Origin of the sequence: Novosphingobium sp. SG720, assembly GCF_012275365.1 — a bacterium.
In the GTDB taxonomy this organism is placed as follows: Bacteria; Pseudomonadota; Alphaproteobacteria; order Sphingomonadales; family Sphingomonadaceae; genus Novosphingobium; species Novosphingobium rhizosphaerae.
Genome location: NZ_JAAZQN010000003.1, coordinates 223,844 through 247,783 on the forward strand (window position 1 = coordinate 223,844; position 23,940 = coordinate 247,783).

At 66.7% G+C, this 23,940-nt stretch carries 24 protein-coding genes; 11 read left to right on the plus strand and 13 right to left on the minus strand.

Annotated features, from left to right (window positions below):
* Nucleotides 1–73 precede the first annotated feature (73 nt).
* The gene (locus FHW94_RS13300) at nucleotides 74–1,810 is read left to right on the plus strand and encodes a HAMP domain-containing methyl-accepting chemotaxis protein (RefSeq protein ID WP_168556322.1); all 1,737 of its coding nucleotides are present in this window, start codon (nucleotides 74–76) and stop codon (nucleotides 1,808–1,810) included.
* Nucleotides 1,811–1,915: 105 nt separating this feature from the next.
* Nucleotides 1,916–2,836, plus strand: a complete 921-nt coding sequence (locus FHW94_RS13305) for a cation diffusion facilitator family transporter (RefSeq protein WP_168556323.1) — start codon at nucleotides 1,916–1,918, stop codon at nucleotides 2,834–2,836.
* Between the two features lie 27 nt (nucleotides 2,837–2,863).
* Here the strand turns inward: FHW94_RS13305 and fumC are convergent, their stop codons facing one another.
* The 3 genes from fumC to FHW94_RS13320 form a co-directional block, all read right to left on the minus strand.
* Nucleotides 2,864–4,267, minus strand: coding sequence for a class II fumarate hydratase (fumC, locus tag FHW94_RS13310; RefSeq protein ID WP_168556324.1), 1,404 nt, complete (start codon nucleotides 4,265–4,267; stop codon nucleotides 2,864–2,866).
* Nucleotides 4,268–4,313: 46 nt separating this feature from the next.
* Entirely contained in the window at nucleotides 4,314–4,574 is a 261-nt protein-coding gene (locus tag FHW94_RS13315) for a hypothetical protein (RefSeq protein ID WP_168556325.1), read from the minus strand.
* A gap of 92 nt (nucleotides 4,575–4,666) precedes the next feature.
* Nucleotides 4,667–4,972 (minus strand): hypothetical protein, encoded by a 306-nt coding sequence (locus FHW94_RS13320; protein ID WP_168556326.1) that lies wholly within the window; start codon nucleotides 4,970–4,972, stop codon nucleotides 4,667–4,669.
* 123 nt (nucleotides 4,973–5,095) lie between these two features.
* Here FHW94_RS13320 and FHW94_RS13325 point away from each other — a divergent pair, with 123 nt between their 5' ends.
* The 6 genes from FHW94_RS13325 (at nucleotide 5,096) to FHW94_RS13350 (ending at nucleotide 10,536) form a co-directional block, all read left to right on the plus strand.
* On the plus strand, nucleotides 5,096–6,313 hold the full coding sequence (locus FHW94_RS13325; protein ID WP_168556327.1) for a cation:proton antiporter: 1,218 nt from the start codon (nucleotides 5,096–5,098) through the stop codon (nucleotides 6,311–6,313).
* Nucleotides 6,314–6,338: 25 nt separating this feature from the next.
* The gene (locus FHW94_RS13330; protein ID WP_168556328.1) at nucleotides 6,339–6,818 is read left to right on the plus strand and encodes a DUF3592 domain-containing protein; all 480 of its coding nucleotides are present in this window, start codon (nucleotides 6,339–6,341) and stop codon (nucleotides 6,816–6,818) included.
* Nucleotides 6,819–6,863: 45 nt separating this feature from the next.
* Nucleotides 6,864–8,663 (plus strand): DNA helicase RecQ, encoded by a 1,800-nt coding sequence (recQ, locus tag FHW94_RS13335; protein ID WP_168556552.1) that lies wholly within the window; start codon nucleotides 6,864–6,866, stop codon nucleotides 8,661–8,663.
* Between the two features lie 103 nt (nucleotides 8,664–8,766).
* The gene (locus FHW94_RS13340) at nucleotides 8,767–9,771 is read left to right on the plus strand and encodes a right-handed parallel beta-helix repeat-containing protein (protein WP_246866126.1); all 1,005 of its coding nucleotides are present in this window, start codon (nucleotides 8,767–8,769) and stop codon (nucleotides 9,769–9,771) included.
* A 40-nt stretch (nucleotides 9,772–9,811) separates the two neighbouring features.
* Nucleotides 9,812–10,168, plus strand: a complete 357-nt coding sequence (locus FHW94_RS13345; RefSeq protein WP_168556329.1) for a hypothetical protein — start codon at nucleotides 9,812–9,814, stop codon at nucleotides 10,166–10,168.
* A 68-nt stretch (nucleotides 10,169–10,236) separates the two neighbouring features.
* Nucleotides 10,237–10,536 (plus strand): hypothetical protein, encoded by a 300-nt coding sequence (locus tag FHW94_RS13350; RefSeq protein ID WP_168556330.1) that lies wholly within the window; start codon nucleotides 10,237–10,239, stop codon nucleotides 10,534–10,536.
* A 78-nt stretch (nucleotides 10,537–10,614) separates the two neighbouring features.
* Here FHW94_RS13350 and ribA read toward each other — a convergent pair whose 3' ends face one another.
* From ribA to FHW94_RS13390, 8 genes are all read right to left on the minus strand, one after another.
* The gene (ribA, locus tag FHW94_RS13355; RefSeq protein WP_168556331.1) at nucleotides 10,615–11,691 is read right to left on the minus strand and encodes a GTP cyclohydrolase II; all 1,077 of its coding nucleotides are present in this window, start codon (nucleotides 11,689–11,691) and stop codon (nucleotides 10,615–10,617) included.
* Complete coding sequence (locus FHW94_RS13360) at nucleotides 11,688–12,482, minus strand: exodeoxyribonuclease III (RefSeq protein ID WP_168556332.1); 795 nt, start codon at nucleotides 12,480–12,482, stop codon at nucleotides 11,688–11,690. The genes ribA and FHW94_RS13360 overlap by 4 nt, the downstream gene beginning before the upstream one ends.
* A gap of 382 nt (nucleotides 12,483–12,864) precedes the next feature.
* Nucleotides 12,865–13,515 (minus strand): outer membrane lipoprotein carrier protein LolA, encoded by a 651-nt coding sequence (locus FHW94_RS13365; protein ID WP_168556333.1) that lies wholly within the window; start codon nucleotides 13,513–13,515, stop codon nucleotides 12,865–12,867.
* A gap of 139 nt (nucleotides 13,516–13,654) precedes the next feature.
* Nucleotides 13,655–13,822 carry a 50S ribosomal protein L33 gene (gene rpmG, locus FHW94_RS13370; RefSeq protein WP_054132393.1) on the minus strand — a complete coding sequence of 56 codons (168 nt, stop codon included), beginning with the start codon at nucleotides 13,820–13,822 and terminating at the stop codon, nucleotides 13,655–13,657.
* A gap of 185 nt (nucleotides 13,823–14,007) precedes the next feature.
* Nucleotides 14,008–14,292: a hypothetical protein gene (locus FHW94_RS13375; protein ID WP_168556334.1), complete on the minus strand. Its 285-nt coding sequence runs from the start codon at nucleotides 14,290–14,292 to the stop codon at nucleotides 14,008–14,010.
* Between the two features lie 48 nt (nucleotides 14,293–14,340).
* The gene (locus FHW94_RS13380; RefSeq protein ID WP_168556335.1) at nucleotides 14,341–14,607 is read right to left on the minus strand and encodes a GlsB/YeaQ/YmgE family stress response membrane protein; all 267 of its coding nucleotides are present in this window, start codon (nucleotides 14,605–14,607) and stop codon (nucleotides 14,341–14,343) included.
* Between the two features lie 189 nt (nucleotides 14,608–14,796).
* A complete protein-coding gene (locus tag FHW94_RS13385) occupies nucleotides 14,797–15,612 on the minus strand; it encodes an undecaprenyl-diphosphate phosphatase (RefSeq protein ID WP_168556336.1) in 816 nt (271 codons plus the stop codon).
* A 203-nt stretch (nucleotides 15,613–15,815) separates the two neighbouring features.
* On the minus strand, nucleotides 15,816–17,537 hold the full coding sequence (locus FHW94_RS13390; protein ID WP_168556554.1) for an ABC transporter transmembrane domain-containing protein: 1,722 nt from the start codon (nucleotides 17,535–17,537) through the stop codon (nucleotides 15,816–15,818).
* A 391-nt stretch (nucleotides 17,538–17,928) separates the two neighbouring features.
* Between FHW94_RS13390 and phaZ the strand changes: the two genes are divergently transcribed.
* A complete protein-coding gene (phaZ, locus tag FHW94_RS13395; protein WP_348981811.1) occupies nucleotides 17,929–19,206 on the plus strand; it encodes a polyhydroxyalkanoate depolymerase in 1,278 nt (425 codons plus the stop codon).
* Nucleotides 19,207–19,245: 39 nt separating this feature from the next.
* Here the strand turns inward: phaZ and FHW94_RS13400 are convergent, their stop codons facing one another.
* Together FHW94_RS13400 and FHW94_RS13405 are read right to left on the minus strand one after the other, a co-directional pair.
* Nucleotides 19,246–20,604: a putative O-glycosylation ligase, exosortase A system-associated gene (locus FHW94_RS13400; protein WP_168556337.1), complete on the minus strand. Its 1,359-nt coding sequence runs from the start codon at nucleotides 20,602–20,604 to the stop codon at nucleotides 19,246–19,248.
* Complete coding sequence (locus FHW94_RS13405) at nucleotides 20,597–20,785, minus strand: hypothetical protein (protein ID WP_168556133.1); 189 nt, start codon at nucleotides 20,783–20,785, stop codon at nucleotides 20,597–20,599. The genes FHW94_RS13400 and FHW94_RS13405 overlap by 8 nt, the downstream gene beginning before the upstream one ends.
* Nucleotides 20,786–20,896: 111 nt before the next feature.
* Here FHW94_RS13405 and FHW94_RS13410 point away from each other — a divergent pair, with 111 nt between their 5' ends.
* Together FHW94_RS13410 and FHW94_RS13415 are read left to right on the plus strand one after the other, a co-directional pair.
* Entirely contained in the window at nucleotides 20,897–22,129 is a 1,233-nt protein-coding gene (locus FHW94_RS13410) for a TIGR04063 family PEP-CTERM/XrtA system glycosyltransferase (protein ID WP_168556338.1), read from the plus strand.
* A gap of 106 nt (nucleotides 22,130–22,235) precedes the next feature.
* Nucleotides 22,236–23,858 carry a hypothetical protein gene (locus FHW94_RS13415; RefSeq protein ID WP_168556339.1) on the plus strand — a complete coding sequence of 541 codons (1,623 nt, stop codon included), beginning with the start codon at nucleotides 22,236–22,238 and terminating at the stop codon, nucleotides 23,856–23,858.
* Nucleotides 23,859–23,940: the final 82 nt, after the last annotated feature.

Sequence of the window (23,940 nt, forward strand, 5' to 3'; positions counted from 1 at the left end):
GTGCGGGATCATGGTTGCAGGGGTCGTTTGCATGTCGGTGCTTGGTGGATTGCGGATCCGGACAGTTTCCCTGGTGGGCACACTGCTGCTGGCGTTGGCAGCGGTTGGCGGCGCGGCGATGGCAATCACGGCCACCAGCAGCCTAGGTGGCCGGCTGACCACGCTGTCAGGGGATACGGTGCCGACGCTCACCGCGCTGGCACAGCTGCGCGGCATGATGGGGGATTTGCGCCTCACCATCGCCAAGCACATCTTGTCCAACGATCTGACGGAAACGCGCAAGCTCGACGCCGATTTCGAGAAGCGCGTGGCCGAATTCGACAAGGCACTGGCCGACTACCGCGCGTTCCAGCAGCAAGGCGACGACCGGGATGAAGTGACCAAGGTGAGCGAATTGCAGGACGTGTTCCGCGCCTGGGTGCAGGAAGCACGGCCGGTGCGCGGCCTGTCGCTCCAGAACCGCAACGCAGAGGCCTATGCCCAGTTTCGCGACCGGATGAACCCGCTGGGCCTGGACCTGGGCAAGCGGATCACGGCCCTGGCAGAGCGCAACGCGGGCCTCGCCAAGGACGATTCGGCCGAGGGCATGGCCCAGGCCGATCGGCTCAAGCTTTTTGCCACGCTGAGCGGGGTGGCCGCGATCGTCGTCGGCTTGGGCGTGGCGTTCCTTTTCCACAGCCGCGTCACCCTGCCGCTGGCCAGGCTTTCAGGCGCGATGCAGGACATGGCCGCCGGGCAGATCGATCGTACCGTGCCGGGCCACGACCTGGCCGATGAAGTGGGCGACATCGCCCGCGCGTTGGAGGGCATCAAGGACTTTGTCGCGCGGCGCGCGGCGCGGGCCGGCGAAGAGCGTGCGGCCGTGCAGCAGCAGGTGGTGGGAGCGCTCGGTGCCGGGCTTTCTGCCCTGCGCGACGGCCGCCTGACCCATCGCATCAACGAGACATTCCCCGGCGATTACGAACAGCTGCGGCTCGACTTCAACCAATCGATGGCCAGTCTGGCCGATGCGCTGGGCCAGGTGACCCAGGCGGCGCAGGGCGTGCGCGTGGGGGCGAGCGAGATCGCCTCGGCCAGCCACGACCTGTCGAGCCGCACCGAAAACCAGGCTGCCGCGCTGGAAGAATCCGCTGCCGCCGTGCGCGAGCTGACCACCACCGTGGCGCAGACCGCCCAGACCGCCAAGGACGCCAGCGACACCGCGCGGCAGACCCGCCACGAGGCGCGGGCGAGCGGCGAGACGATGACCCAGGCCGTGGCGGCGATGGAAGAAATCGCCAAGTCGAGCAATCGCATGCAGGAAATCGTCGCCCTGATCGAAGGCATCGCGTTCCAGACCAACCTGCTTGCGCTCAACGCTGGCGTGGAAGCGGCGCGTGCCGGGGACGCCGGCAAGGGCTTTGCCGTGGTGGCATCGGAAGTGCGCAGCCTGGCGCAGCGTTCGTCCGACGCTGCCAAGGAAATCACCGCGATCATCCGCACCAGCGACCGCGACGTGGGCAACGGCGTGCAGATGATCGGCGAAACGCAAGGCGCACTGGGCCAGATCGTGGAGCGCACCTCGCGCCTGTCCGACATGATCGAGGCCATTGCCCGCTCGGCCGAGGAGCAGGCCGGCGCGATCCGCCAGGTCGATACGGTGGTATCCGACATGGACCGCATCACCCAGGCCAACGCCGCACTGGTGGAAGAGACCACCGCTGCCTCGCGCAGCCTGTCGAACGAGGCCAATTCTCTGGGCCAGCTTGTCGGCCGCTTCGACCTGAGCGGCGGTGGCGGTGCATCAGGCTATCAACGCCTGGCCGCCTGACCTGGCGGCCGCCCCGCCGCTTAACAATTCGGGTGACATTCCCGGCCCTCACGCGTTAGCGCCCCGACACCGTCACGCATGACATTTAGGGGAACATACCGCGCCATGGCCGGGGGATCGACACGTACCATCCTGATCGCACTGGGTGCCAACCTCGGCATTGCCGCGGCCAAGTTCATGGCAGCGGCCATAACCGGGTCATCGGCGATGCTGACCGAAGGCGTGCACAGCATGGTCGATTCGACCAACCAGCTGCTGCTGCTGCACGGCCGTTCGCGCGCGGTGAAGCCGGCCGATGCCCTCCACCCGTTCGGCTATGGCCGCGAGCTCTATTTCTGGAGCTTCATCGTCGCCATCCTAGTCTTTGCCCTGGGCGCCGGGGTTTCGGTGTACGAAGGGGTGCTGCACATCCTGCACCCCGAGCCGGCGGAAAGCCCGCTGATCGCGTTTATCGTGCTCGGCGTGGCATTCGGCCTGGAAGGTTGGTCGATCCTGGCGGCGCTGGGCGATTTCAACCGGGGGCGGCGTGGCTCGGTGTGGTCTGCGATCCGCGATACCAAGGATGCGCCCACGTTGGTCATCCTGCTGGAGGATTCGGGCGCGCTGGTCGGCCTGGTGCTCGCTGCGCTCGGCCTGGGCTTGAGCCTCATCACCGGCAGCCCGCTGTGGGATGGGCTGGCCTCGGTGCTGATCGGCCTCGTGCTGGGCGCGCTCGCGCTGATCCTGCTTTACGAGGCCAAGGGCCTGTTGATCGGTGAAGCGGCCGATCCGCAGATGGTGGCCGCCATCCGCAGCAGCGCGGCGGCCCACCCTGGCGTGGTGTGCGTGCACGAAGTGCTGACCGTGCACAGCGCACCCACCATGGTCACCGTGATCATCAGCGCCGATTTCGATGACACCATCACCGCGCGCGACGTGGAGCGCATCGTGCTGGCGATTGAAACCCAGGTTTCGCAACAGTTTCCCATCGTCGCGCGCGTTTACGTGCGCCCGCGCGACAGTTCGACGCAGGCGCTCGACGGCTGATCTGTCGGCTGTCCCGATGGGATCAGTTCACACCATGTCTTGCGGCCGGACAAGGCGATCGAAGGTAGCTTCGTCCACCAGGCCCAGCGCCAGGCCGGCTTCGCGCAAGGTGAGCCCTGCGGCGTGGGCGTGCTTGGCGATGCGTGCGGCATTGTCATAGCCGATTTCCGGGGCCAGCGCGGTCACCAGCATCAGCGATCGATCGACCAGCTCTGCGATGCGGCGGGTGTTGGGCTCGATCCCTTCGACGCACCGCTCGGCAAAGCTTTCCATGCCCACTGCCAGCAGATGGACGCTGCGTAGCACCGCCGCGCCGATCATCGGCTTGAACACGTTGAGTTCCAGGTGTCCCTGCATCCCACCCAAAGTCACGGCCTGATGGTTGCCGATCACTTGCGCGGCCACCATGGTCAGCATCTCGCACTGCGTGGGATTGACTTTGCCCGGCATGATCGAGCTGCCTGGCTCGTTGGCGGGTAGATCGATTTCGCCAAGCCCCGAACGCGGGCCGGAGCCCAGGAGGCGGATGTCGTTGGCGATCTTGGTCAACGCCACGGCCAGTGTGGCGAGGGTTGCGGAAAACTGCACCAGCGCGTCGTTGCTCGCCAGCGCTTCGAAGCGGTTGGGTGCGGGGACGAACGCATGGCCGGTGAGGCTGGCAAGCTCTGCCGCCATCGCCGGGGCAAACCCTTCGGGCGCGTTGAGGCCGGTGCCCACTGCCGTGCCGCCCTGGGCCAGGCGCAAGAGGTGTTGTTCGGCCCCGCGCAGGCGCTCGTGCGCATCGCGCAACTGCTGGACATAGCCGGAAAATTCCTGCCCGAGCGTAAGCGGGGTGGCATCCTGCAGGTGGGTGCGGCCGATCTTGACGATCCCCGCCCATTCGCGCGCTGCGGTGTCGAGCGCGCCGGCCAGCAGGTCGAGCGCGGGCAGCAGGTCACGGTTGAGGGCAACCACCGCGGCCACGTGCAGCGCGGTGGGAAAGCTGTCGTTCGACGATTGCCCGCGGTTCACGTGATCGTTGGGATGCACCGGGCTCTTGCCGCCGCGCGTGCCGGCGAGCTGTTCGTTGGCCCGGCCGGCGATCACTTCGTTGACGTTCATGTTGGTCTGCGTGCCGCTGCCGGTCTGCCAGATGACCAGCGGGAACTGGTCGTCATGACGGCCGGCCACCACTTCGGCCGCGGCCGCTTCGATCGCATCGGCCAGGCGCGTGTCCAGGCCATGGTCGCGGTTGACGCGGGCCGCCGCCTGCTTGACCAGGGCAAGGGCGTGAACGATGCCGATCGGCATGCGCTCACCGGCGCCGAACGGGAAATTTTCGATGGAGCGCTGTGTCTGCGCGCCCCAATAGGCGCTGCTCGGCACGGCGATCGTGCCGATGCTGTCGCTCTCGATACGGCCAATGCTGCCGCTTTCGATGGTAGGGGTCATGCCGGGGTCCTTTCGCGGCGCCGGGGCGGCGTGGACCCCGGGCTTGTCAGATGGGGCGGGGGCTGGTGGCGTCTTGGGTGCGGCGGCGCAGGAAGCGGGCCTCCACCTGTGGCCCGGCCTGTTCGGCCAGGATCGAAAGCGCGGCATGCAGGCCGCGTTCGGCCAGGCGATCCACCGCCACTTCGGGGGGAATGCCCAGTTCGCGCGCCATGTCGCGAATCGCGCGGGCCATCTCGATGAATTCCAGCTCGCTTTCGCGCGCCGCGCGCCATTCTGCCGATGGGGAAAAACTGTGGTGCATGTCCATGCCGTCGCTCCTGCCGTTGTTGCCGGGCAGAGGCTAACATTTGCAGGACGGGCGAGGCTTTAAGGCGGGGCATAGGCATATTGCGGAGGGGGTTAAACCAGCCGCACGGGCGCGGGGTCGCCGTGGCGGGCGATCCAGCGCGTGCGTGCATCGGCCAGCGCCCGCAGGAACTGGGCATCCACGGCGGTGCCAGGCTGCCCACTGCGGCCGGCCAGCATGGTTAGCGCGGCGGCAAGGCCTTGCTCCACCATGCGATCGAGCAGTGGCACGGGGTGCTGTCCCCATTGCGCCGCCACGGCCTTGAGGGCATGCACCGTTGTTGCAAAATCATACGCGGCTATTCGCGCGGATTCGTATTCCTCCTTGCGCAACAGCGCATTTCGCAGATCAAACGCCATGGTGGTCGGTCCTTCTTGCGCAAGCACGTTAACAGCAGAGATGGAGCCGGCCTTGATGCATAGCAAGATGTGACCCACGGCCACAGCGCCGGGGCAGTATGGGGGCAGGGACGGGGTATGGGCATGGGCACCAGTGAAATCTTCCTGATCGCGTTGACGATTATCCTCGCCGTGCCGTGGCTGGCCTGGCGCCTGTTGCGCCGCGACGACCATGCCCCGCTGGTGGTGGTGCAGATCGTGGGTGGCATCCTGCTCGGGCCGGGCGTGCTGGGTGCGCTCTATCCGGCCTATTATGCCTTCGTGTTCAACCCGCAGGTGATCGGTGCGCTCAACGGCGTGGCGTGGTGGGCGGTCAGCCTGTTCGTGTTCATCGCCGGGGTGGAACTGGACCTGGCCGACGCCTGGGGCAATGCGCGCGAAACGCTGGTGACCGCCTCATGCGCGCTGTTGACGCCGCTGGTGCTGGGCAGCCTGGCCGCGACCGTTCTGCTTACCATGCCTGGCTGGCTGGGCGAAAAGGGTACGTGGGGCCAGGGCGTGGCCGGCATCGGCATGGCTTGTGCCGTCACTGCGCTGCCCATCCTGGTGCTGCTGATGGAAAAGCTGGACATTTTCCGCACCGCGCTGGGCCAGCGCCTGCTGCGCTATGCCAGCATGGATGACGTGGCGATCTGGGGCGTGCTGGCGCTGATCCTGCTCGATTGGCAGCGTATCGGGCGCCAGGGTCTTTTCCTGGTGGGCTTCGCCCTGGCCGCCTGGGGCCTGCGGCGCCTGATGGCCTGGGTGCGCGAAGACGATCGCTGGCACATCGCCTTGATCTGGCTGGCGGCCGTGGGGTTTGCCGCCGATTGGTCGGGCCTGCATTTCATGGTCGGCGCGTTCCTTGCCGGGGCCGTGCTCGATGCCCACTGGTTCGAACAGGGACGGCGCGATGCGTTCCGCAATTTCCTGCTGCTGGCGGTGATGCCGGTGTTCTTCCTGTCCACTGGCCTGCGCACGCAGTGGGGCCAGGTTGGCGGCCTGGGCCTTGCCGCCGTGATCGGCGCGGCATTGCTGCTGCTCCTCGCCTCGGTGGCGGGCAAGCTGGCCGGCGTGCATCTGGCCGGCCGCATCCTGGGCTGGAAGAAGGGTGAGGCCAGCGTGATCGGCTGGATGCTGCAGACCAAGGCGCTGATCATGATCATCTTCGTCAACGTGCTGCTCGACAAGAAGATCATCACGGCCGAAGCGTTCACCGCGCTTTTGCTGATGGCGGTGATGAGCACCATGCTGACCACGCCGATCGTGCGGCCCTTGTTGAAAAAGCTGGCAGACGCGTTCTCGGCATCAGCAAATTCTTGACGGATTCGCGCTAGGGCGGGTGGCCATGGCGGATATCCTGATCATTGCGGCGCTGGCGTGCTGGCTGCTTTTCGTGTTCTGCGTGTGGCAGGCGCTGCGCCTGCTGGGCACCTGGCAGCCAGCGCCCGCAATGGTCTGGCGCAGCGATTATACCGAAGGGCAGCAGTCGGAAGACTTCTGGTCGTTTGGCATGACGATGTTCACCTCGCGCGGGTGGAACTGGCGCGATGGCGACGATACCCGCTATATCGAGGATGAAATCCGCTTTCGCGATTCTGACGGGATCGAGCGGCGCGCGCTGGTGCACCGCTGGGTGCACCGCGGGTGGAAGCCATCGGGCGCCTATACCGTGTGGTATGATCCGGCCGATCCCACCCGGGCCACGGTGTTGGGCCCGTTCACCTGGGGCGCCTGGGCGGTGCTGTCGCTGTTGCTGTTGTGTATCGCGCTGCACGCGGTCAAAGTGGTGGGATTGCCGCCGGTACTCGCCGCCTGGTTGGGGTAGCGGGGCGGCACCTGATCTGCCATAGGCGGGCGCGTGACTGCCGTTTTGCCCGACCTTTCGCCCGATCTTGAGCCCGCGCGCCAGCGTCTGGCGCAAGTCTTCGGCTTTTCCGGCTTTCGCGGGGTGCAGGACCAGGTGGTCGGCCGCGTACTGGCCGGCCGATCCACCCTGGCGGTGATGCCCACCGGGGCGGGCAAGTCGCTCACCTATCAATTGCCGGCGGTGATGCTGCCGGGCACGTGCGTGGTGGTCTCGCCGCTGATTGCCCTGATGCACGACCAGTTGCGCTCGGCCACGGCCAACGGCATCCGCGCTGCCGCGCTGACCAGCGTGGACACCGATCGTGAACTGACGATCGAGCGGTTCCGCAATGGCGAGCTGGACTTGCTCTATGTGGCGCCCGAACGCGCCAGTCAGCCGCATTTCCGCGAACTGTTGAGCCGTGCGCCGCTGGCCCTGTTCGCCATCGACGAGGCGCATTGCGTTTCGGAATGGGGCCACGATTTCCGCCCCGACTATCGCCTGCTGCGCCCGCTGATGGATGCCTTTGCGCATGTGCCGCGCCTGGCGCTGACGGCCACGGCCGACCGGCACACGCGGGCAGACATCCTCGAACAGCTTGGCATTCCCCACGACGGGTTGATCGTGGCCGGGTTCGATCGGCCCAACATCCAGTATCGCATCGCCCCGCGCGACAATCCGCTGCGCCAGCTCACCCGCTTCATCGCCGAAAATCCAGGGCCCGGCGTGGTCTATGCGCCCACCCGCGCGCAAGTGGAAAAGCTGGCGGAGCAATTGGGCGAGACCGGGCGCCGGGTGCTGCCCTACCACGCCGGCCTGCCGGCCGAAACGCGCGCCGCCAACCAGGAAGCCTTCGTCACCAGCGAAGACATGGTGATCGTGGCCACGGTGGCGTTCGGCATGGGCATCGACAAGCCCGACGTGCGCTTTGTCGCGCATGCCGGCCTGCCCAAGTCGATCGAAGGCTATTACCAGGAAACCGGCCGCGCCGGGCGCGATGGCGATCCCTCGGTGGCGCTGTTGCTGTGGGGTGCGGACGATTTTGCCCGCGCGCGCCAGCGGCTCTCCGAAGTGGACCAGAGCCGACAGCAGGGCGAGCGAACGCGGCTTGATGCCCTGGCCGGGCTGGTCGAGACGGCCACCTGCCGCCGTGCCGTGCTGCTGCGCCACTTTGGCGAGGACCCGCCTGCCACTTGCGGCAACTGCGACAATTGCCTGGAGCCGCCGGGCCTGACCGACGCGACCGAACTGGCGCAGAAGCTGCTCTCGGCGGTCTATCGCACGGGCCAAAGCTATGGCCTGGGTCACCTTGAAAAAGTGCTGACCGGCGTGGCGGACGAACGCGTGACCGCGCGTGGCCACGATGGACTTTCGGTGTTCGGAATCGTGCCGGCAGACCAGGCCCCGCTGCTCAAGGCGGTGGCGCGCGCGCTCCAGGCCCGGGGCAGTCTGGTGCCGACCGAGCATGGCGGCCTGGCGCTGGGCGGCGATGCCCGCGCAATTCTCAAGGGCGAGGCGCGGGTGGACGTGGTCCTGCCGCCGGTGCGCGAACGCGGTGGGCGTCGCCGTGCCAAGGCGGGCAGTGGCGCTGCGCTCAATCCCGTGGGCGATCCGCTGTTCGATGCGCTGCGCGCGCTGCGCCGCGAGATTGCGCAGGAAGCCAATGTGCCGCCCTATGTGGTGTTTCACGATGCCGTGCTGCGCGAAATGGCAGCGGCCAAGCCCACCAGCCTTGCAGAAATGGCCGCGATCGGCGGCGTCGGCACGCGCAAGCGGGATGCCTATGGCGATCGCTTCCTGGCGGTGATCCGCGCGCATGTCTGACCGCCGGTGCGGCGCATAGCTTTGCGCCCCTGGAACCTAAAGGCTCGGTCAACCATTTTTCGTTAGGCTGCCTGCAACAGGTGGGGAGCCGAGCGAACAAACCATGTTGACCGAGATCGAAACCCGCCTGAGCCGGCACCGCACCTTGCGGGCGCGCCTGATGCTCCTGTCCGTGGCCGTGCTGGCGGCGATCCCTGCCGGTGCATTGCTGGCGCAGAACGCGCCGGTGCGGGCGGCCAGCGCGCCGTTCACCGTGGTGCAGACGGGCCAAGGCTTCGATCGGCTGCAGGATGCGATCAATTCGCTGGGCGAAGGGGATGGCACGATCCGCGTGGCGCCGGGAACCTGGCATGACTGCGGCGTGCAACCCCATGGCAACGTGGCCTATATCGCGGCCATTCCCGGGCAATCGATCTTTGATGGCAAGGTCTGCGAGGAAAAGGCGGCCTTGGTCATGCGCGGCCAATCGATGCGCGTGGAAGGGCTGATATTCCAGAACATGCGCGCGTTCGATGCCAACGGCGCCGGCATCCGGCTGGAGCGGGGCGACCTGACCGTGCGCGATGCCTGGTTCCGCGACAGCGAGCAGGGCATCCTTTCCGCCAACTTTCCGGCCGGGCACGTGGTGATCGAGCAATCGACCTTCACGCGGCTGGGGCGCTGCGACCGGGGCCTGTCCTGCGCGCACTCGCTTTATTTCGGGAACGAGGCGAGCGTTGTGATTCGCCGCAGCCGCTTTGAACAGGGCACCGGCGGCCACTATGTTAAAAGCCACGCCGGCCGCATCGAAGTGACCGATTCGAGCTTTGACGACAGCCGTGGCCACACCACCAACTACATGATCGACCTGTCGATCGGCGCCACCGGCCTGATTTCGGGCAACTGGTTCGTCCAGGGGCGCGACAAGGAAAACTACAGCACGTTCATCGCCAACGCGGCCGAAGGGCATGAGCACAGCGCCGATGGCCTGACGATTACCGGCAACACCGCGCGGCTGGTGCCCGGCCTCAATCGCCCGACAGTGTTCGTGGCCGACTGGTCGGGTGACCGGATCAACCTGGGGCAGAACGCGCTGGGACCGGGCATTGCCCGGTTCGAGCGGCGCTGAGCTTGCCCTTGCGCGCCTGGGCCCCTACCTTGCTGGCGTGTTGAGCCGTTTGCCTTCGCGTCTGGCTGGCCGTCTTTGGGCGGTGCTGCTGGTCCTGACCGTTGCTCTTTCGGCGCTGGCGCCGGGGGCGGCACCGGTCGGCATGCGCAGCGGGTCGGCATTCTCGGTCGATACCGTGGAAATGGCCGTGGCCCCGGCGCGGCCGCAAGTGGCAGTGGCACGGCTCGAGGCGTTGCCGCCGATGCCGCTGGTGCCGGCCGTGGCGCTGGTGCTCGTGGTGTTGGCCCCTTTGGCGCTGGCGCGGGCTCCACATATTCTGCCCCGTTCGACCGGGCCGCCGCTGGCCGCCCTGCCGCTGCGGGCACCGGGAACCCCACGCGCCCCTCCGCACGCCTGACAAAACCGTGAATTGCCTGCGCCCCCTGAGGCGCGGGCCGAACCCGTTTTTGCCAGGATACCAAGACCATGACGATTCAGACCCAGAGCGCTTCGGCGCTTGCCCGCCGTGCCCATGTCGAAGCGCTGCTGGCGGCCTATCCCGATGTCACGCCCGAGGAGCACGGCATGCTCGTGCATTACTTCAAGCGCGAGGCCAATGCGCTCGACGTGGGCATGATTGCCAGCAACGACACGATCGGGCGCGGCTATGCCCGCTTCCGCGCCGACCATCTCGACCGCTTTACCTGGGCCGATCTTGCCAAGGGCGTGGCTGGCACTGCCGTGCTGGTGCTGTGCGTGGGGCTGGTGATGTTCCGGGCGTTTTGACGCTGGTTTCAGGTCCGCACCACCCCCGCCCCCTCCTCGTCAGAGGAGGGGGCGAAGCCTGTCGCGACGTTGCCGAAACTATTTCAGCAAATGCCCCGTGCGATCGCGCTTGGTATCGAGATAGCGGGCGTTGTGCGGGTTGGCGGGCAACTGGTGCGCCACCCGTTCCAGCACGGTCACGCCCAGCGCTTCGAGCGCGGCAACCTTGGCCGGATTGTTGGTCATCAGGCGAATTCGGCGCGCGCCGATCAGGTCGAGCATGCGTGCGGCCACGGGAAAGTCGCGCGCTTCGGATGGCAGCCCCAGCCGTTCGTTGGCATCGACAGTGTCAAAGCCCTGGTCCTGCAGTTGATAAGCGCGCAACTTGTTGATGAGGCCGATGCCGCGCCCTTCCTGTCGCAGGTAGAGCAGCACGCCCCACCCGCCGTGGCTGGCTTGCGCGGCCATCCGGGCGAGGGCGGCTTGCAGCTGTGGCCCGCAATCGCATTTCAGGCTGCCCAGGATATCGCCGGTCAGGCATTCGCTGTGCAGCCGCACCAGGGGGGGAACGGCATTGTCCTGCTGCCCCACGATCAGGGCAACATGCTCGCGCAAATCGTCACGGGCGCGAAAGGCGATGATTTCGGCTTCCTCGCAAGCGTCAACGGGCAAGCGGGCGCGGGCCTGGATCGTCAGGTTGAGCGGGTCGGTGAATGCGGCCATGTCTTCGACCGCCACGGTTTCGGCAATATCCACCCCGCTCGCCACGAGGAAAGCCGGCAGGATGCCGGCCAGCCGCGCCAGCTCCATTGCTGCCCCGGCCGCCTCTGGCGCCGGGATGGGGGTGGCCCGGAACGGCCCGCGCAAGGGGCTGCCCAGATCGTGCGCGGGATCGGCCAGATCACGCGCCATCGCCAGTGTGAACGGTTCAGCCGCGTGAATCAGCACCGGCGCGTGCGGCAGGGCGGCGTCGCGCTGGTTGGTCAGCTTGAGCGTGGCGGCGCGCGCGGCTGAAATCAGCATCTGCGCGGCATAGAGGCCCGGCTGGGCAAAGCCCGTTTCCGCCGGCAGCAGATCGAACGCGCCGGCCGCGTCGGTGACACGGATCGCCCAGCCATGGCGCAGCGCGTCAAGCGCGCGCGCCACGCGGCGCGTGGCGGCGGCCGGCGTGGTCAAAGGGCAAACTCGGTGATCAGGGGCACGTGGTCCGACGGCTGGTCCCAGCGGCGCGTTTCCTCGACGAAGCGATGGCCCACCGATTGCGGCGCCAGTTCGGGCGAGGCCCACATATGGTCGAGCCGGCGGCCCTGGTCCTTTTGGCGCCAATAGGAGCGATAGGACCACCAGGAAAAGTTGCGTTCCGGCGCGGGCAGGTGCTTGCGCCCCAGGTCGACCCAGCCGTGCGCATCGGCAAAGCGCTGGAGCGTTTCGACCTCCACCGGCGTGTGGCTGACCACCTTGAGCAGGGCCTTGTGGTCGTAGACGTCCTCGGGCAGCGGGGCGATGTTGAAATCGCCCACGATCAGGGTGGGACGGTCGATCTTGTCCGCCCAGCGCGTCATCCGTTCCAGGAAATCGAGCTTTTGCCCGAACTTGGGATTGAGCGTGCGATCGGCGATGTCACCCCCGGCGGGAATGTAAACATTTTCCAGGATCAACCCCTGGCCAGTGGGGCCGAGCAGTTCGACGCCGACATGGCGCGCTTCGCCATTGTCCTGCCAGTCGTAGCGGCTGAACTCGCGGAACGGCAACCGGCTGACCGTGGCGACGCCGTGATAGCCCTTCTGCCCATGGATCGCGCGGTGGGTATAGCCCAAGGCTTCGAAGACATCATGCGGGAAGAGATGCTCGGCCACCTTGATCTCTTGCAGGCACAGCACATCGGGCTGCTGTTCTTGCAGAAAACGCACGACCTGATCGGCGCGCAGGCGAACGGAATTGATATTCCAGGTGGCGATAGAAACCATGGAATGCGCTTTACGAGCCCCCGCCATGGCCGGCAAGGCGGATCACGAGTAACGTCCGAGGGGGCAACATCGCAGTCGTGGTTTTTGTGGTGTTGCGGGGATGGCGGGTGCCGTTCGCAGCCCACCGGACGCCCCGCAACACCGCAAAAACGGAAAACCCTCGGACCGGGGGCAATGGTCCGAGGGTTCCATGTGCGTTCGTCACGCGGTCGACGAGAGGATGAAGTCAGACTGGGCAACAGGGGGGAAACCCGTCTTGTCCGTCTCGTCTGAAACCTCTCTAGGGCTGGGCCGCTTGCTGGTGGATGAACGGGCGCCTCTGGTTCTTCGCAAAGTGTCGCACAACCGCTGGTAAGGAAGATGAACCGTTCGCCCGCTGCGATTAGTGCCGCACTTGCGGACGCGGGTCGTTGTAGCGGAACATGTTGGCCGGGACCGGCACGCCGTACTGCTGGTTGGACAGGCGAATCGTGGTGCGCTGGTTCTGCGAATCGAGCGCGACCCAGCTATCGAGTTGCAGGCCGCCGGGCGCGCCGGGCTTGCGGACCATGATCAGGGTGAGCGTGCCATATTCGGGATGGCGCGGATCCTTGATTTCCAGGCTGATCACGTCAGGGTTGGTGGTGGGAAGCAGCCGGGCATAGCGGGCCACGTCCTTGTCGGGATTGAGCAGTGCGCCGAGCGGGCTGTTGCGAATCGGCCAGCGCGACACCTGGCGCACTTCATAATCGATCACGGTCAGGGCCGCGCCATCGGATACGATCAGCAGCGGGACGCCGGGCTGGTATTGAAAGCGGATCTTGCCCGGCCGTTGCAGGGTAAGCGTGCCGGTGAGCCGCTGGCCGTTGCGATCGGTCTGCACGAAATCGGCGCGCAGCGAAGAAATCGCGCGCAGCGCCGCCACGGCACGTTCCACGTCGCTGGAGGGGGCTGCGGCCGGCGCAGGGGCTGCCAGAGCCGGCGCAAGGGCCGGAGAAACGGAAAGCGCGGCAACGAGGCCGGCGGCGCTCAGGATCTTGGTCAAGCTGTTCATTGCCACTCCTTGGGACAGGCGCTTTGAACTGCCCGTGAACCTTTCGGTTCCGAATCGCAACATCGCCGGACGTGCCGCAGAAACACGAAAGGCCGGGGCAAACCCCGGCCTTTACGCGTTGGCAAGCAAGCCGATCAGATTACTTGATCTTGGCTTCCTTGAATTCCACGTGCTTGCGCACCACCGGGTCGTACTTGCGGAACGACATCTTTTCGGTGGTGTTGCGCGGATTCTTCTTGGTGACATAGAAGAAGCCGGTGTCTGCGGTCGAAACCAGACGGATCTTGACGGTAGTTGGCTTTGCCATGGGCTTGTCCTGAATTCCTTCTAGGCGTCTGCGCGCCGCTGCTCAAACAAAACGGGGCGGCGCGCGCCGCCCTGACAGGTGGCCGCCCATGCGGGAGGCAGCCGGGAAAGTCAACCCTTGGCGAAAGGAAACGGGGCGCAAAGACCTAAGCCCTGCGCCCCGCTAACCGATCCTTGAAAGGAAGCTCAGTTGGCCTGGTCGGCCTTCTTCTCCGCCTTTTCCTTGATCGCCGTCGATTCGTCCTTGCCTTCGGCGCGGACGGCATCGGCCTTGCTGTTCAGCTTGTCGGCTGCAGCACCCGACGCATCGGCAGCCTGCGAATCGATGGCGTCGGCAGCGGCGTCAGACGATTCGGCAATGGCGTCGGCGGTCTTGTCGGCTGCGTCTTCCTGCTTGCTCTGGCAGGCGGCAAGGCCCAGGCCCAAAGCGGCAATCGGCAGCAGCAGTGCATGCTTGGCGGTGAACTTCATAACTGGCTCTCCCTGTTTAGGTATGCGGTCAGGCGTGGGATCGGGCGCTCAGCGCACCGAACCGCGACGAACCAGATTGACGATGGCGAGCAGGATCAGCGCGCCAAGGAACGAAACGATCAGGCTGCCGGCCGAGATGCCGTTCGTGATGCTGCCGCCGCCCAGCAGCGGGCCGAGCAGGAAGCCGCCCAGCAGCGCGCCAACGATGCCGACCACGATGTTGAGGAAGATGCCCTGTTGGGCATCGGTGCGCATGACGATGCTGGCCAGCCAGCCCAGAATGCCGCCAACGATCAGAAGAACAATAAGGCCCATGACGGTAAACCCCTTGATTGGATGCCACGAGGTGGCTGTCTGCCGGGGATAATTCTCCAGCCGGGGGATTGTTCCGCATATGCGACGGATCGTTGCGACCTGCCCTTGCACAAAGGCCCTGCCCACCCTGGTGACACGGGTGAGCAGGGCCTTTTCTTACGGCCTTTTGTTGGGCTGGAATGCTGCGGTTCAGGCGCCCAGCAGCCACACCAGCGCGCCTGCCCCGACCACGATGCGGTACCAGGCAAACGGCGCAAAGCCGTGGCGGCCGATGTAGGTGACGAAGAACTTGATCACCACGAGCGAGACGAGGAACGACACCACGCCGCCAACGGCGATATCGGCCCAGCCCACGGTGGCTGCACCGCTGGCCAGTTCGTGGCGATTATCCCACAATTGCTTGGCCGTGGCGCCGAACATCGTGGGCACGGCCAGGAAGAAGCTGAATTCGGCGGCGGTCTTGCGGTTGATGCCCATGGTCAGCGCGCCCATGATGGTGGAGGCCGAACGCGACATGCCCGGCACCATCGCCAAGCACTGCATCACCCCCACGGCGAGCGCCTTGGGCAGGGGCAGCTTGCTGACGGGCTCGTACTCTCCCTGGCGGGCCAGGCGCTCGATCACCAGGATCAGGATGCCGCCCACCACCAGCGCGGCGGCCACCACGGCGGGGGTTTCCATCAGCGCGTCGATCTTCTTCTTGAGCAGCACGCCCAGGATGGCCGAGGGGATGAACGCTACCAGCACGTTGCGCACGAAGTGCAGCGAATCGCGTTCGCCCCGCAGCGCGCCCTTGGCCACGTCCACGAACGTGCGCCAATAGAGCACGACCACGGCCAGGATCGCCGGCAGCTGGATCACCACGTTGAACACTTCCCATTCCTTGGCATTGAAGCCCAGGAGCTCGGTGGCCAGGATCAGGTGCCCGGTGGAGGAGACGGGAAGGAACTCGGTGAGGCCTTCGACGATGCCGAGAATGACGGCGGTAAGGGTGTGGCTGTCCATGGGCCACCGACTTGCCGCAGTGCAGCACGGCTTTCAAGCGCTACGATGCAATGGCCGCATGGCAAATTGGTAACCTTGGGGTTTTGAACCGCGGCACCGGCCCGCTCCCCCACCCGGCCTCGCAACCATAGTACCTTGTGAGAGGCTGGGTGGGGAGCGGGCCGGTGCCGCAAATCCGGCGACGCCGGATTCCAAACAGACGCTCAGGCTCCGTCGAACTGCATGCGGGCCAGGCGGGCATAGAGGCCATCGGCGGCGATCAGGCTGGCATGGGTGCCTTGTTCGACGATGCGCCCGCCATCCATCACCACGATGCGGTCTGCCGCGCGCACGGTGGCGAGGCGATGGGCGATGACCAGCGTGGTACGGCCCTGCATCAGGTGATCGAGCGCATCCTGCACCAGGCGTTCGCTTTCCGCGTCGAGCGCGCTGGTTGCCTCATCGAGCAGCAGGATCGGCGCATCGCGCAGCACCGCGCGGGCAATCGCCATGCGTTGGCGCTGGCCGCCCGAAAGGCGTGCGCCGCCTTCGCCCAGGAAGGTGTCGAGCCCTTCGGGCAGGGCACGCAGGAAATCCTCGGCATTGGCAGCGCGGGCGGCGGCCCAGATCGCCTCGTCGCTAGCGTCCCATGCACCATAGCGCAAGTTGTCGCGGGCGTTGGCGGCAAACAGCACGGGCTCTTGCGGCACCAGCGCCATGCGCGCACGGATCTCGGCCGGATCGGCCTGGGGCAGGGGCACCCCGTCGATACGGATCACGCCGCCCTGCGGATCGTAGAAGCGCTGTGCCAGCAGGAACAAGGTGGATTTGCCGGCGCCCGAAGGGCCGACAATGGCGACGGTCTCGCCCGGCTCCACGGTCAGCGAGAAATCGGTGAGTGCCGAAATCTCGGGGCGGCTGGGATAGCGGAACGCCACGTTCTGGAAAGCGAGCGCGCCACGCGGCGGGCTGGGCAGGGCAATCGGGCGGGCTGGCGGCGCGATATCGGGCTGTTCGAGCAGCAGTTCGTTGAGGCGCCCGGCCGCGCCCGCGCCGCGCAGCAGATCGCCATAGACTTCGGTCAGCGCCCCGCACGATCCGGCGACGATCCCGCCGGTCAGCACGAACGCGGCAATCGTGCCGCCGGTGAGCGAGCCATTGGCCACGCCCATGGCGCCTTGCCACATCAGCGCGGTGATCCCGCCCATGACCAGGAAGATGACCACGGCGGTCATCACCGCACGGATCATGATGCGCCGGCGGGCGGTGTCGAACGTGCGCTCCACCGCAGCGGCAAAGCGGGCGCGCTCACGCCCTTCCTGGCCAAACGCCTGGACGATGCGGATCGCGCCGAGCACTTCGGCGGTCATCGCACCGATATCGGCCACGCGGTCCTGGCTCGATCGCGAGACCTTGCGCAGCCGGCTGCCGAACCACGCGATCGGGAAGATCACGACCGGAATGCCGATGACCAGCCCGGCGGTGAGGCGGGGGGCGAGGAAGAACAGGTAGATCAGCCCGCCCAGCGCGGTGATGGTGTTGCGCAGGGCGATCGAGACCGTGGTGCCCACCACCTGCTCGATGATCGCCGTGTCCGACGTCATGCGCGAGGAGATCTCCTTGGGGCTGTTGCTTTCGAAGAACGCCGGCGGCAGGCGCAGCAGGTTGGACTGCACCCTGGCGCGGATATCGGCCACCACGCGTTCGCCCAGCCACGACACGTAATAGAAGCGGATCGCCGTGGCAAAGCCGAGCACGACGACGATCAGCAGCAGCACGTGGAAGGCCTGGTCGATCACGCCGGGCTGGGCGTGGGGGCCAAAGGCCTGGTCGACAATGCCCTTGAAGCGGGCGGGGATGGCGATGGTGGCAGTGGACGTGGTCACCAGCGCGAGCAGCGCGGCGGCAACCTGACCGGGATACTTGATCGCCTCCCGCCAGATCATGCGCAGCGGCGTAAGCCGGCGCGAAACCGGCCCTGGCGGGACGCCGGCCGGTTCCGCCGCCGCGTCAGCGCGGGCTGGATCAGCGCGCGACGGACCGCGGGCAGGGGCATCGGCGGGGGCGGGCGTGTCCGGCGCGGGCCGTTCCAGGGGAACCTCTTCCATGGCGCGGACCTAGCCGATGGCGGGCTGCACCGGAAGGGGCCTTGCGTGCCACTTGGCAGGTTCCCATCTGTTGTGGAGCGATTACCGCCGCCCCTGTCCTTCTTGCTGCATTGCGGCCAGCGCGATTCGCAGGCACAATCGGGCCAAGCAACGCATGGTTGCCGCAATGCGCCACGCCATTAGCGGCGGGAGCGGGTGGTGACCGGCGGACAGAAAGGCAAGTATCGACGTGCTGTACAAGGCTTATGAAATTCAGCGGTCGCTGATGAACGCAAGCAGCGCCTGGGCCTCGATGATGGCCGACGTGCTCAATGATCCGCGGCTCCCCTTTGCCACTTATGGGCCCAACCAGACGCTGGCTTCGGCGCTCGACGTGTTTGCCCACGCCACCGCGCCGCGGGGCAAGCCGGCCTTTGGCATCCGCACCATCCAGGTGGACGGGCAGAGCCACGCCGTGCACGAGACCACCGTGGTGCATCGCCCGTTCGGCGATCTCAAGCGCTTTACCCACGAAGGCCTGCCCGCCGATGCGCCGCGTATGCTGCTGGTGGCGCCGATGAGCGGGCACTATGCCACGCTGTTGCGCGGTACGGTGGAGCGCCTGCTGGAACGCGCCGTGGTCTACATCACCGATTGGGCCGATGCCAAATACGTGCCGTTGGCCGAAGGGCATTTCGACCTCGATGACTACATCGACTACCTGATCGGCTTCCTGGAGCATGTCGGCCCCGGCGCGCACATGATGGCGGTGTGCCAGCCTTCGGTGCCGGCCTTTGCCGCAACGGCGGTGCTGGCCGCCCAGGACCATCCGTGCCGCCCGCTGACGCTGACCATGATGGGCGGGCCGATCGACACGCGCGAAAGCCCGACTGCGGTGAACGACCACGCGGTGGCCAAGCCCTATGTGTGGTTCAAGCACAACGTGATCACCAGCGTGCCGGAAAACTATCCGGGCGCGGGGCGGCAGGTCTATCCCGGGTTCGTCCAGCTCACCAGCTTCATGTCGATGAACCTGGGCAGCCACATGATGAGCCATTACAAGCTGTTCCAGCACATGGTCCAGGGCGCGGAAGAAAACGCGGATTCAACCAAGCGGTTCTATGACGAATATCGCTCGGTCTGCGATCTTCCGGCCGAATTCTATCTTCAGACCGTCGACGTGGTGTTCCAGCGCCATGCCCTGCCCCAAGGCGAATTCATCCACCGCGGCCAGCCGGTGGACCTGGGCGCGATCACCGACACGGCAATCCTGTGCATCGAGGGCGAGCGTGACGACATTTCGGGCATCGGCCAGACCCGTGCCGCGCTCAAGGTGACGCCGGGCCTGCCCGACGAGATGAAGCAGTATTTCCTGGCGCCCGAAGTGGGGCATTACGGCATCTTCAATGGCTCGCGCTGGCGCAAGAGTATTGCCCCGGTGGTCGAAGCGTGGATGGCCCGCTTTGCCACGCGCGACGATGCCGCCGCCAAACCGCGGCGCGGGCGCAAGCTCACGGCGGTAAGCTGAAGCCGGCGCGGTTTCCGGCCGCCTGGGCCCGTTCCCGGTTCAGACCGGGGCGGGCACTGCGCGGCGGGAGACGAAGGGCTTGGGGGCGGCGCGCCGCACCCGGCCGATATAGGCCGAAAGCCCGCATTGCAGCCCCACCAGCATGTAGCAGAACGGCTGGAACGCGATGCCCACGAAAGTGGAGCCGACGAGATAGCATATCTGCGCCTGTTGCAGCGCATCGGCCAATGGCGAAACCCAGGCAAAGCCTTCGGGCGGGTTCTTGCGATAACGCCGCCGGATCAGCTCCATCTGGAACACGCCCATCAGATGCAGCAGCAGCCATAGCCCGAGGCCGGGATAGCCCTGCTCGCCCAGCATCTCGAAATAGGCGGAGTGATAGGCGCGGCCCTTTTCCTCGATATGGTCGGTCTCGATCGCGGCGTTGTTGTCACCGGCATAGTCGGCCTTGACCGTATCATAGCTGACGCTGTTCTGGCGGAACGCGTCGAAGCCGCCGCCAAACGGGTGAGTCTTGGCAAATTCGATGGTCCATTTCCACACCGCCACGCGGGTCGAGGCGGACTGGTCGGCCTGGTGGTTCTTGATCGTGCCCATGCGCTCGGTAAAGCTGGAGGGCAGCAGCGGCACAGCGACCAGCGCACCGGCGCAGACGATACTGATATAGAGCATGCGCCGCCGGGTGGAGCGCAGCATCATCACCGCCAGCACCACCGCGCAGATCAACCCGGTGCGCGCCTGGGTTCCCACCGGCATGAGCAGGCAGGAAAAGCAGATGCCGGCGGCAAAGAGCTTGGCCTTCCAGTCCGGCTTGAAGATTGTGCCATGGTTGGCGAGCCACAGCGCAAGCGGGATGATCCCCATGGCCACGGTGGAAATGATCGAGCCTTCGTAGAGCCCGGTATTGTCGTTCACCAGCAGGCGCAATTCGCCATAGCCGCCGCCCGAGCCCAGCGTCTTGATGCCGCCGCCGATCACGATCACCCCGACCGAGAGCACCATGGTCAGCGTCAGCGCCTCGATCCGCAGCCGCGTGCGCAGGGTGAGCGGCAGGAACAGAGCAAAGACCAGAGCTTTCCACACCCATGACCATTTCGCCGCCGCTTCCACCGGGAAATCGGCGGTGCGCGTGGTGAGGCCGCAATAGACCAGCAGCAGCAGCAGCACGAACTGGCGCGGGGAAATGCGGATGCCGTTCTTGTCTTCCGCCACGATCCAGCCGAGCAAGGCGCACGAGAACGCGATCAGCGAGATCGGGATATGCGTGAGGAAGCCCCAGCTCACCTTCTGCGGCGCCACGATATCGATATAGGCATAGGCCATCACGAACAGGAACGGCCGCTTGAGCCCTGCGCCCAGGAAGGCCAGGCAGAACGCGGTGAAAAACAGGTCAAGCATCGCCGGCCGCACCCTGGCTGTCGTCGTGCGGGGACGACGCGGCAGGCGGGCGCCGGCCCATCAGCGGCTGGCGGCGGTTGGGCAGGGCGGGGTCATCGTCGAGATCGGCACGATGCACCAGTTTCCAGATCATCAGTGCCATCAGGATATGGGGCACGAAGATGGTTATCTTGTCGATCATCGTCTTGCGTCGCCCGAATGCCTTTCGCACGGGCATAGTGCGACACGGTTGACGGCGCGTTAAGCGAAGAATTTGCTGGCCGTTAAGGCTTGTTGTGCCAAGCGTTGGGGCATGGCCCGGATTCTCCACGTTCTCGATCACTCGTTGCCGCTGCACAGCGGCTATACCTTTCGCACGCGCGCGATCCTCAAGGCGCAGGAAGGGCATGGGCTAGAGGTGCGCGGGGTGACGGGGCTGCGCCATGCCGCGCCGGCCGAGGGAAACGATCCCGAAAGCCATGACGGCCTGCTGTTCCATCGCACCGGCGGAGAGGCTGGCGGCCCGCCGGGCTTGCGCGAGTGGCGCGAGGCGGGGCTGCTGGCCGATCGGATCGTGGCCGTGGCGCGCGAATGGCGGCCCGATGTGCTTCACGCCCACAGTCCGGCCCTGTGCGGGCTGGCGGCGGTGCGTGCGGGCAAGCGGCTGGGGCTGCCGGTGGTCTATGAAATCCGGGCTTTCTGGGAAGACGCGGCGGTGGGCAACGGCACGGGCCGCGAAGGATCGCCCCGCTATTGGCTGACACGGCAACTGGAGAACCGCGTCGTGGCCGGGGCCGACGCGGTGGTGACGATCTGCCAGGGATTGAAGGACGATCTGGTGGCGCGCGGCGTGGCACCGGGCAAGATCACGATCATGCCCAACGGCGTGGACCTGGCCCTGTTCGGCACGCCGCCCGCGCCCGATCCGGCACTGGCTGACCAGCTTGGGCTGGGCGAGGGGCCGGTGATCGGCTTCCTCGGCAGCTTCTATCCCTATGAGGGGCTGGACGACATGATCGCGGCCATGCCGGCGATCGTGGCGCAAGTGCCCGGTGCCCGGCTACTGCTGGTGGGTGGCGGGCCGGCGGCCGAGGCGCTGCGCGCCCAGGCGGCGGCCAGCCCGGCCGCGCATGCCATTCGCTTTGTCGGCCGCGTGCCGCATCACGAGGTGGACCGCTATTACGCGCTGGCCGATGTGGTGTGCTATCCGCGCAAGGCCATGCGCCTGACCGACTTGGTCACCCCGCTCAAGCCGCTGGAGGCTATGGCCCAGGGCAAGCTGGTGGCCGCAAGCGACGTGGGCGGCCACCGTGAACTGATTCGCGATGGCCAGACCGGCACGCTGTTTGCACCCGATGATCCCGCCGCACTGGCGGCGGCCATGGTGGCGTTGTTCGCACGGCGCAGCGAATGGGGGCAGCAGCGCCAGGTCGCCCGCGCCTTTGTCGAGCAGGCCCATGACTGGGCGGCCAACGCGGCGCGTTATCTTCCCGTTTACCAAGGCCTGATAGCCCATGCACTGGACAAGCCCGTTCTGGCTGCCTGAAATGTCAGGGGATTGGCACAGCGGCAGGCTTGCCTGAAGGCCGATTCGCCCTGCACCATGGCAAGTGGTTGATGGGTGGACGGTTCACGATTGGGGGTATGCACAGGTGACCAAGACCAAGCGCAAGGCAGGGGCCCGGCACAAGCCGATCACCGCGCATCGGCTGTTTCCCGCCTTTGCCGCCCTGTGGTTTGCGGCGCTGTTCGGGCTGGCCAGCTTTGCCGTGCCGGTGGATCTGTTGCAGCGCGTTGTCGTGGCCAGCGGCCTGCCCCATCTGGTGGCGGCCGCCGCGCCGCCGCTGGGCTTTACCGCGCGGGCGCTGGTCGCGCTGCTGTTGACCGGCGTTGGCGGCATGCTGGGCCTCTTGATCGGGCTGCGCCTGGGCGCGCGCCATCGCCCGATGGCGGACCCGGCTGAAAGCGACCTGGAAATCGCAGCGCCTGTTGTTGTGGCCACCGCGCCGCGCGTGCGGGCCCGCGACGCCCATCCCGATGCGCCGCCCCGCCGCCCGCTGGTGGTGAGCGCCGACATGATCGATGAATCCGAGACCACGATCGTGGCTGACGATTCGGCGCTGGCGCTACGCCGGCGCCCGCTGGTGACCCAGAATGGCCCCAGCGCGCCGCAGGCGATCGATCCGGTGGAAGACCTGCTGCCCGGCGGCAGCGATTTCGCGCGCGACGCCTTTGACCCCTTTGCCATCTACGAAGGCACGGCCGAGAGTGCCGAGCCGTTCGTTCCACCCGCATTCCTGGCCGAGGCGCTGGGCGAAGCGGCGCGCGAGGACATCGTGCCCCTTCCCGAAGCGGCGCCCGAAACTGTGGCGGAAACAGTGCCTGTGGCCGAGCCTGGGCCTGGGCTTGGGCCTGAGCCTGAGGCCGAGTTTGGGCCTGGGCCTGGGCCTGAGCAAGCGGCCGACACGGCCAACAGTGTTTCTCCGGCTGTGGAGCCGGAACCGGTATTGCCCGAGGCCGTGGACGAAGCCAGCGACGCCCGGCCCGCCGAAGAGACGGATGAAGCGGAAGAACCTGCCCGCGTGACCGTTCCGGCGGGACCCTCGCTGTTTGCCATGGCCCGCCAGGCCGTTGGCGAAGGCGGCCGCTCCCCCGTTGCCCAGGCCGACCTTGATGGACTGGGCCTGGTGCAACTGGTCGAGCGCCTGGCGCTGGCCATTGCCGATCATCGTCGTGCCCTTGACAATGCGGTGGAAGACAGCGCCCCGGCCTATCACCTGACGCCCCGGGCGCCGACCGGCTTCGACAGCGGCGATGAGGCTGGTACGCCTGTGGTGGACGCGGCGCGTGGCCATGCTCCGGGCGATGTCCTGGCCATGCCTCGCCTCCACCGTGTTGGCCCGGCTGATACCGGCCAGGCGGGAGAGCCGACCGGCGAGGCAGCGGTGCTGGAACAACGCTATTCGTCGTTGCTCGACATGGCCGCCGCCGTGCGTCGGGCGGATTCGAGCCGCCATGCCCTTTCCGGCAGCCCTGCTGCAACGCCGCAGCCGGTTGTGATCTTCCCGGGTCAGGCGCGTGCCCAGCGCATCGATGAACAGGGCGCGGCCGCCCCTCTGGCGGCGCCGTTCGAACGACCCTATCTCGCCGCCGTTCCCAACCGATTCCAGGCGTTTGATGGCAGCGAGACCACAGCGGCACCCGATGCGGAAAGCACCGAGCAGGCCTTGCGCGATGCCCTCGCTACGCTGCAGCGGATGACGGCGAACCGCTAGGGGGTGTGATCGCATCGCCCTGCTGCGGTGCGACATTTAAGCATCGCATCCGTATTTCCCGGCACGGTTTCCCATTTGGGCG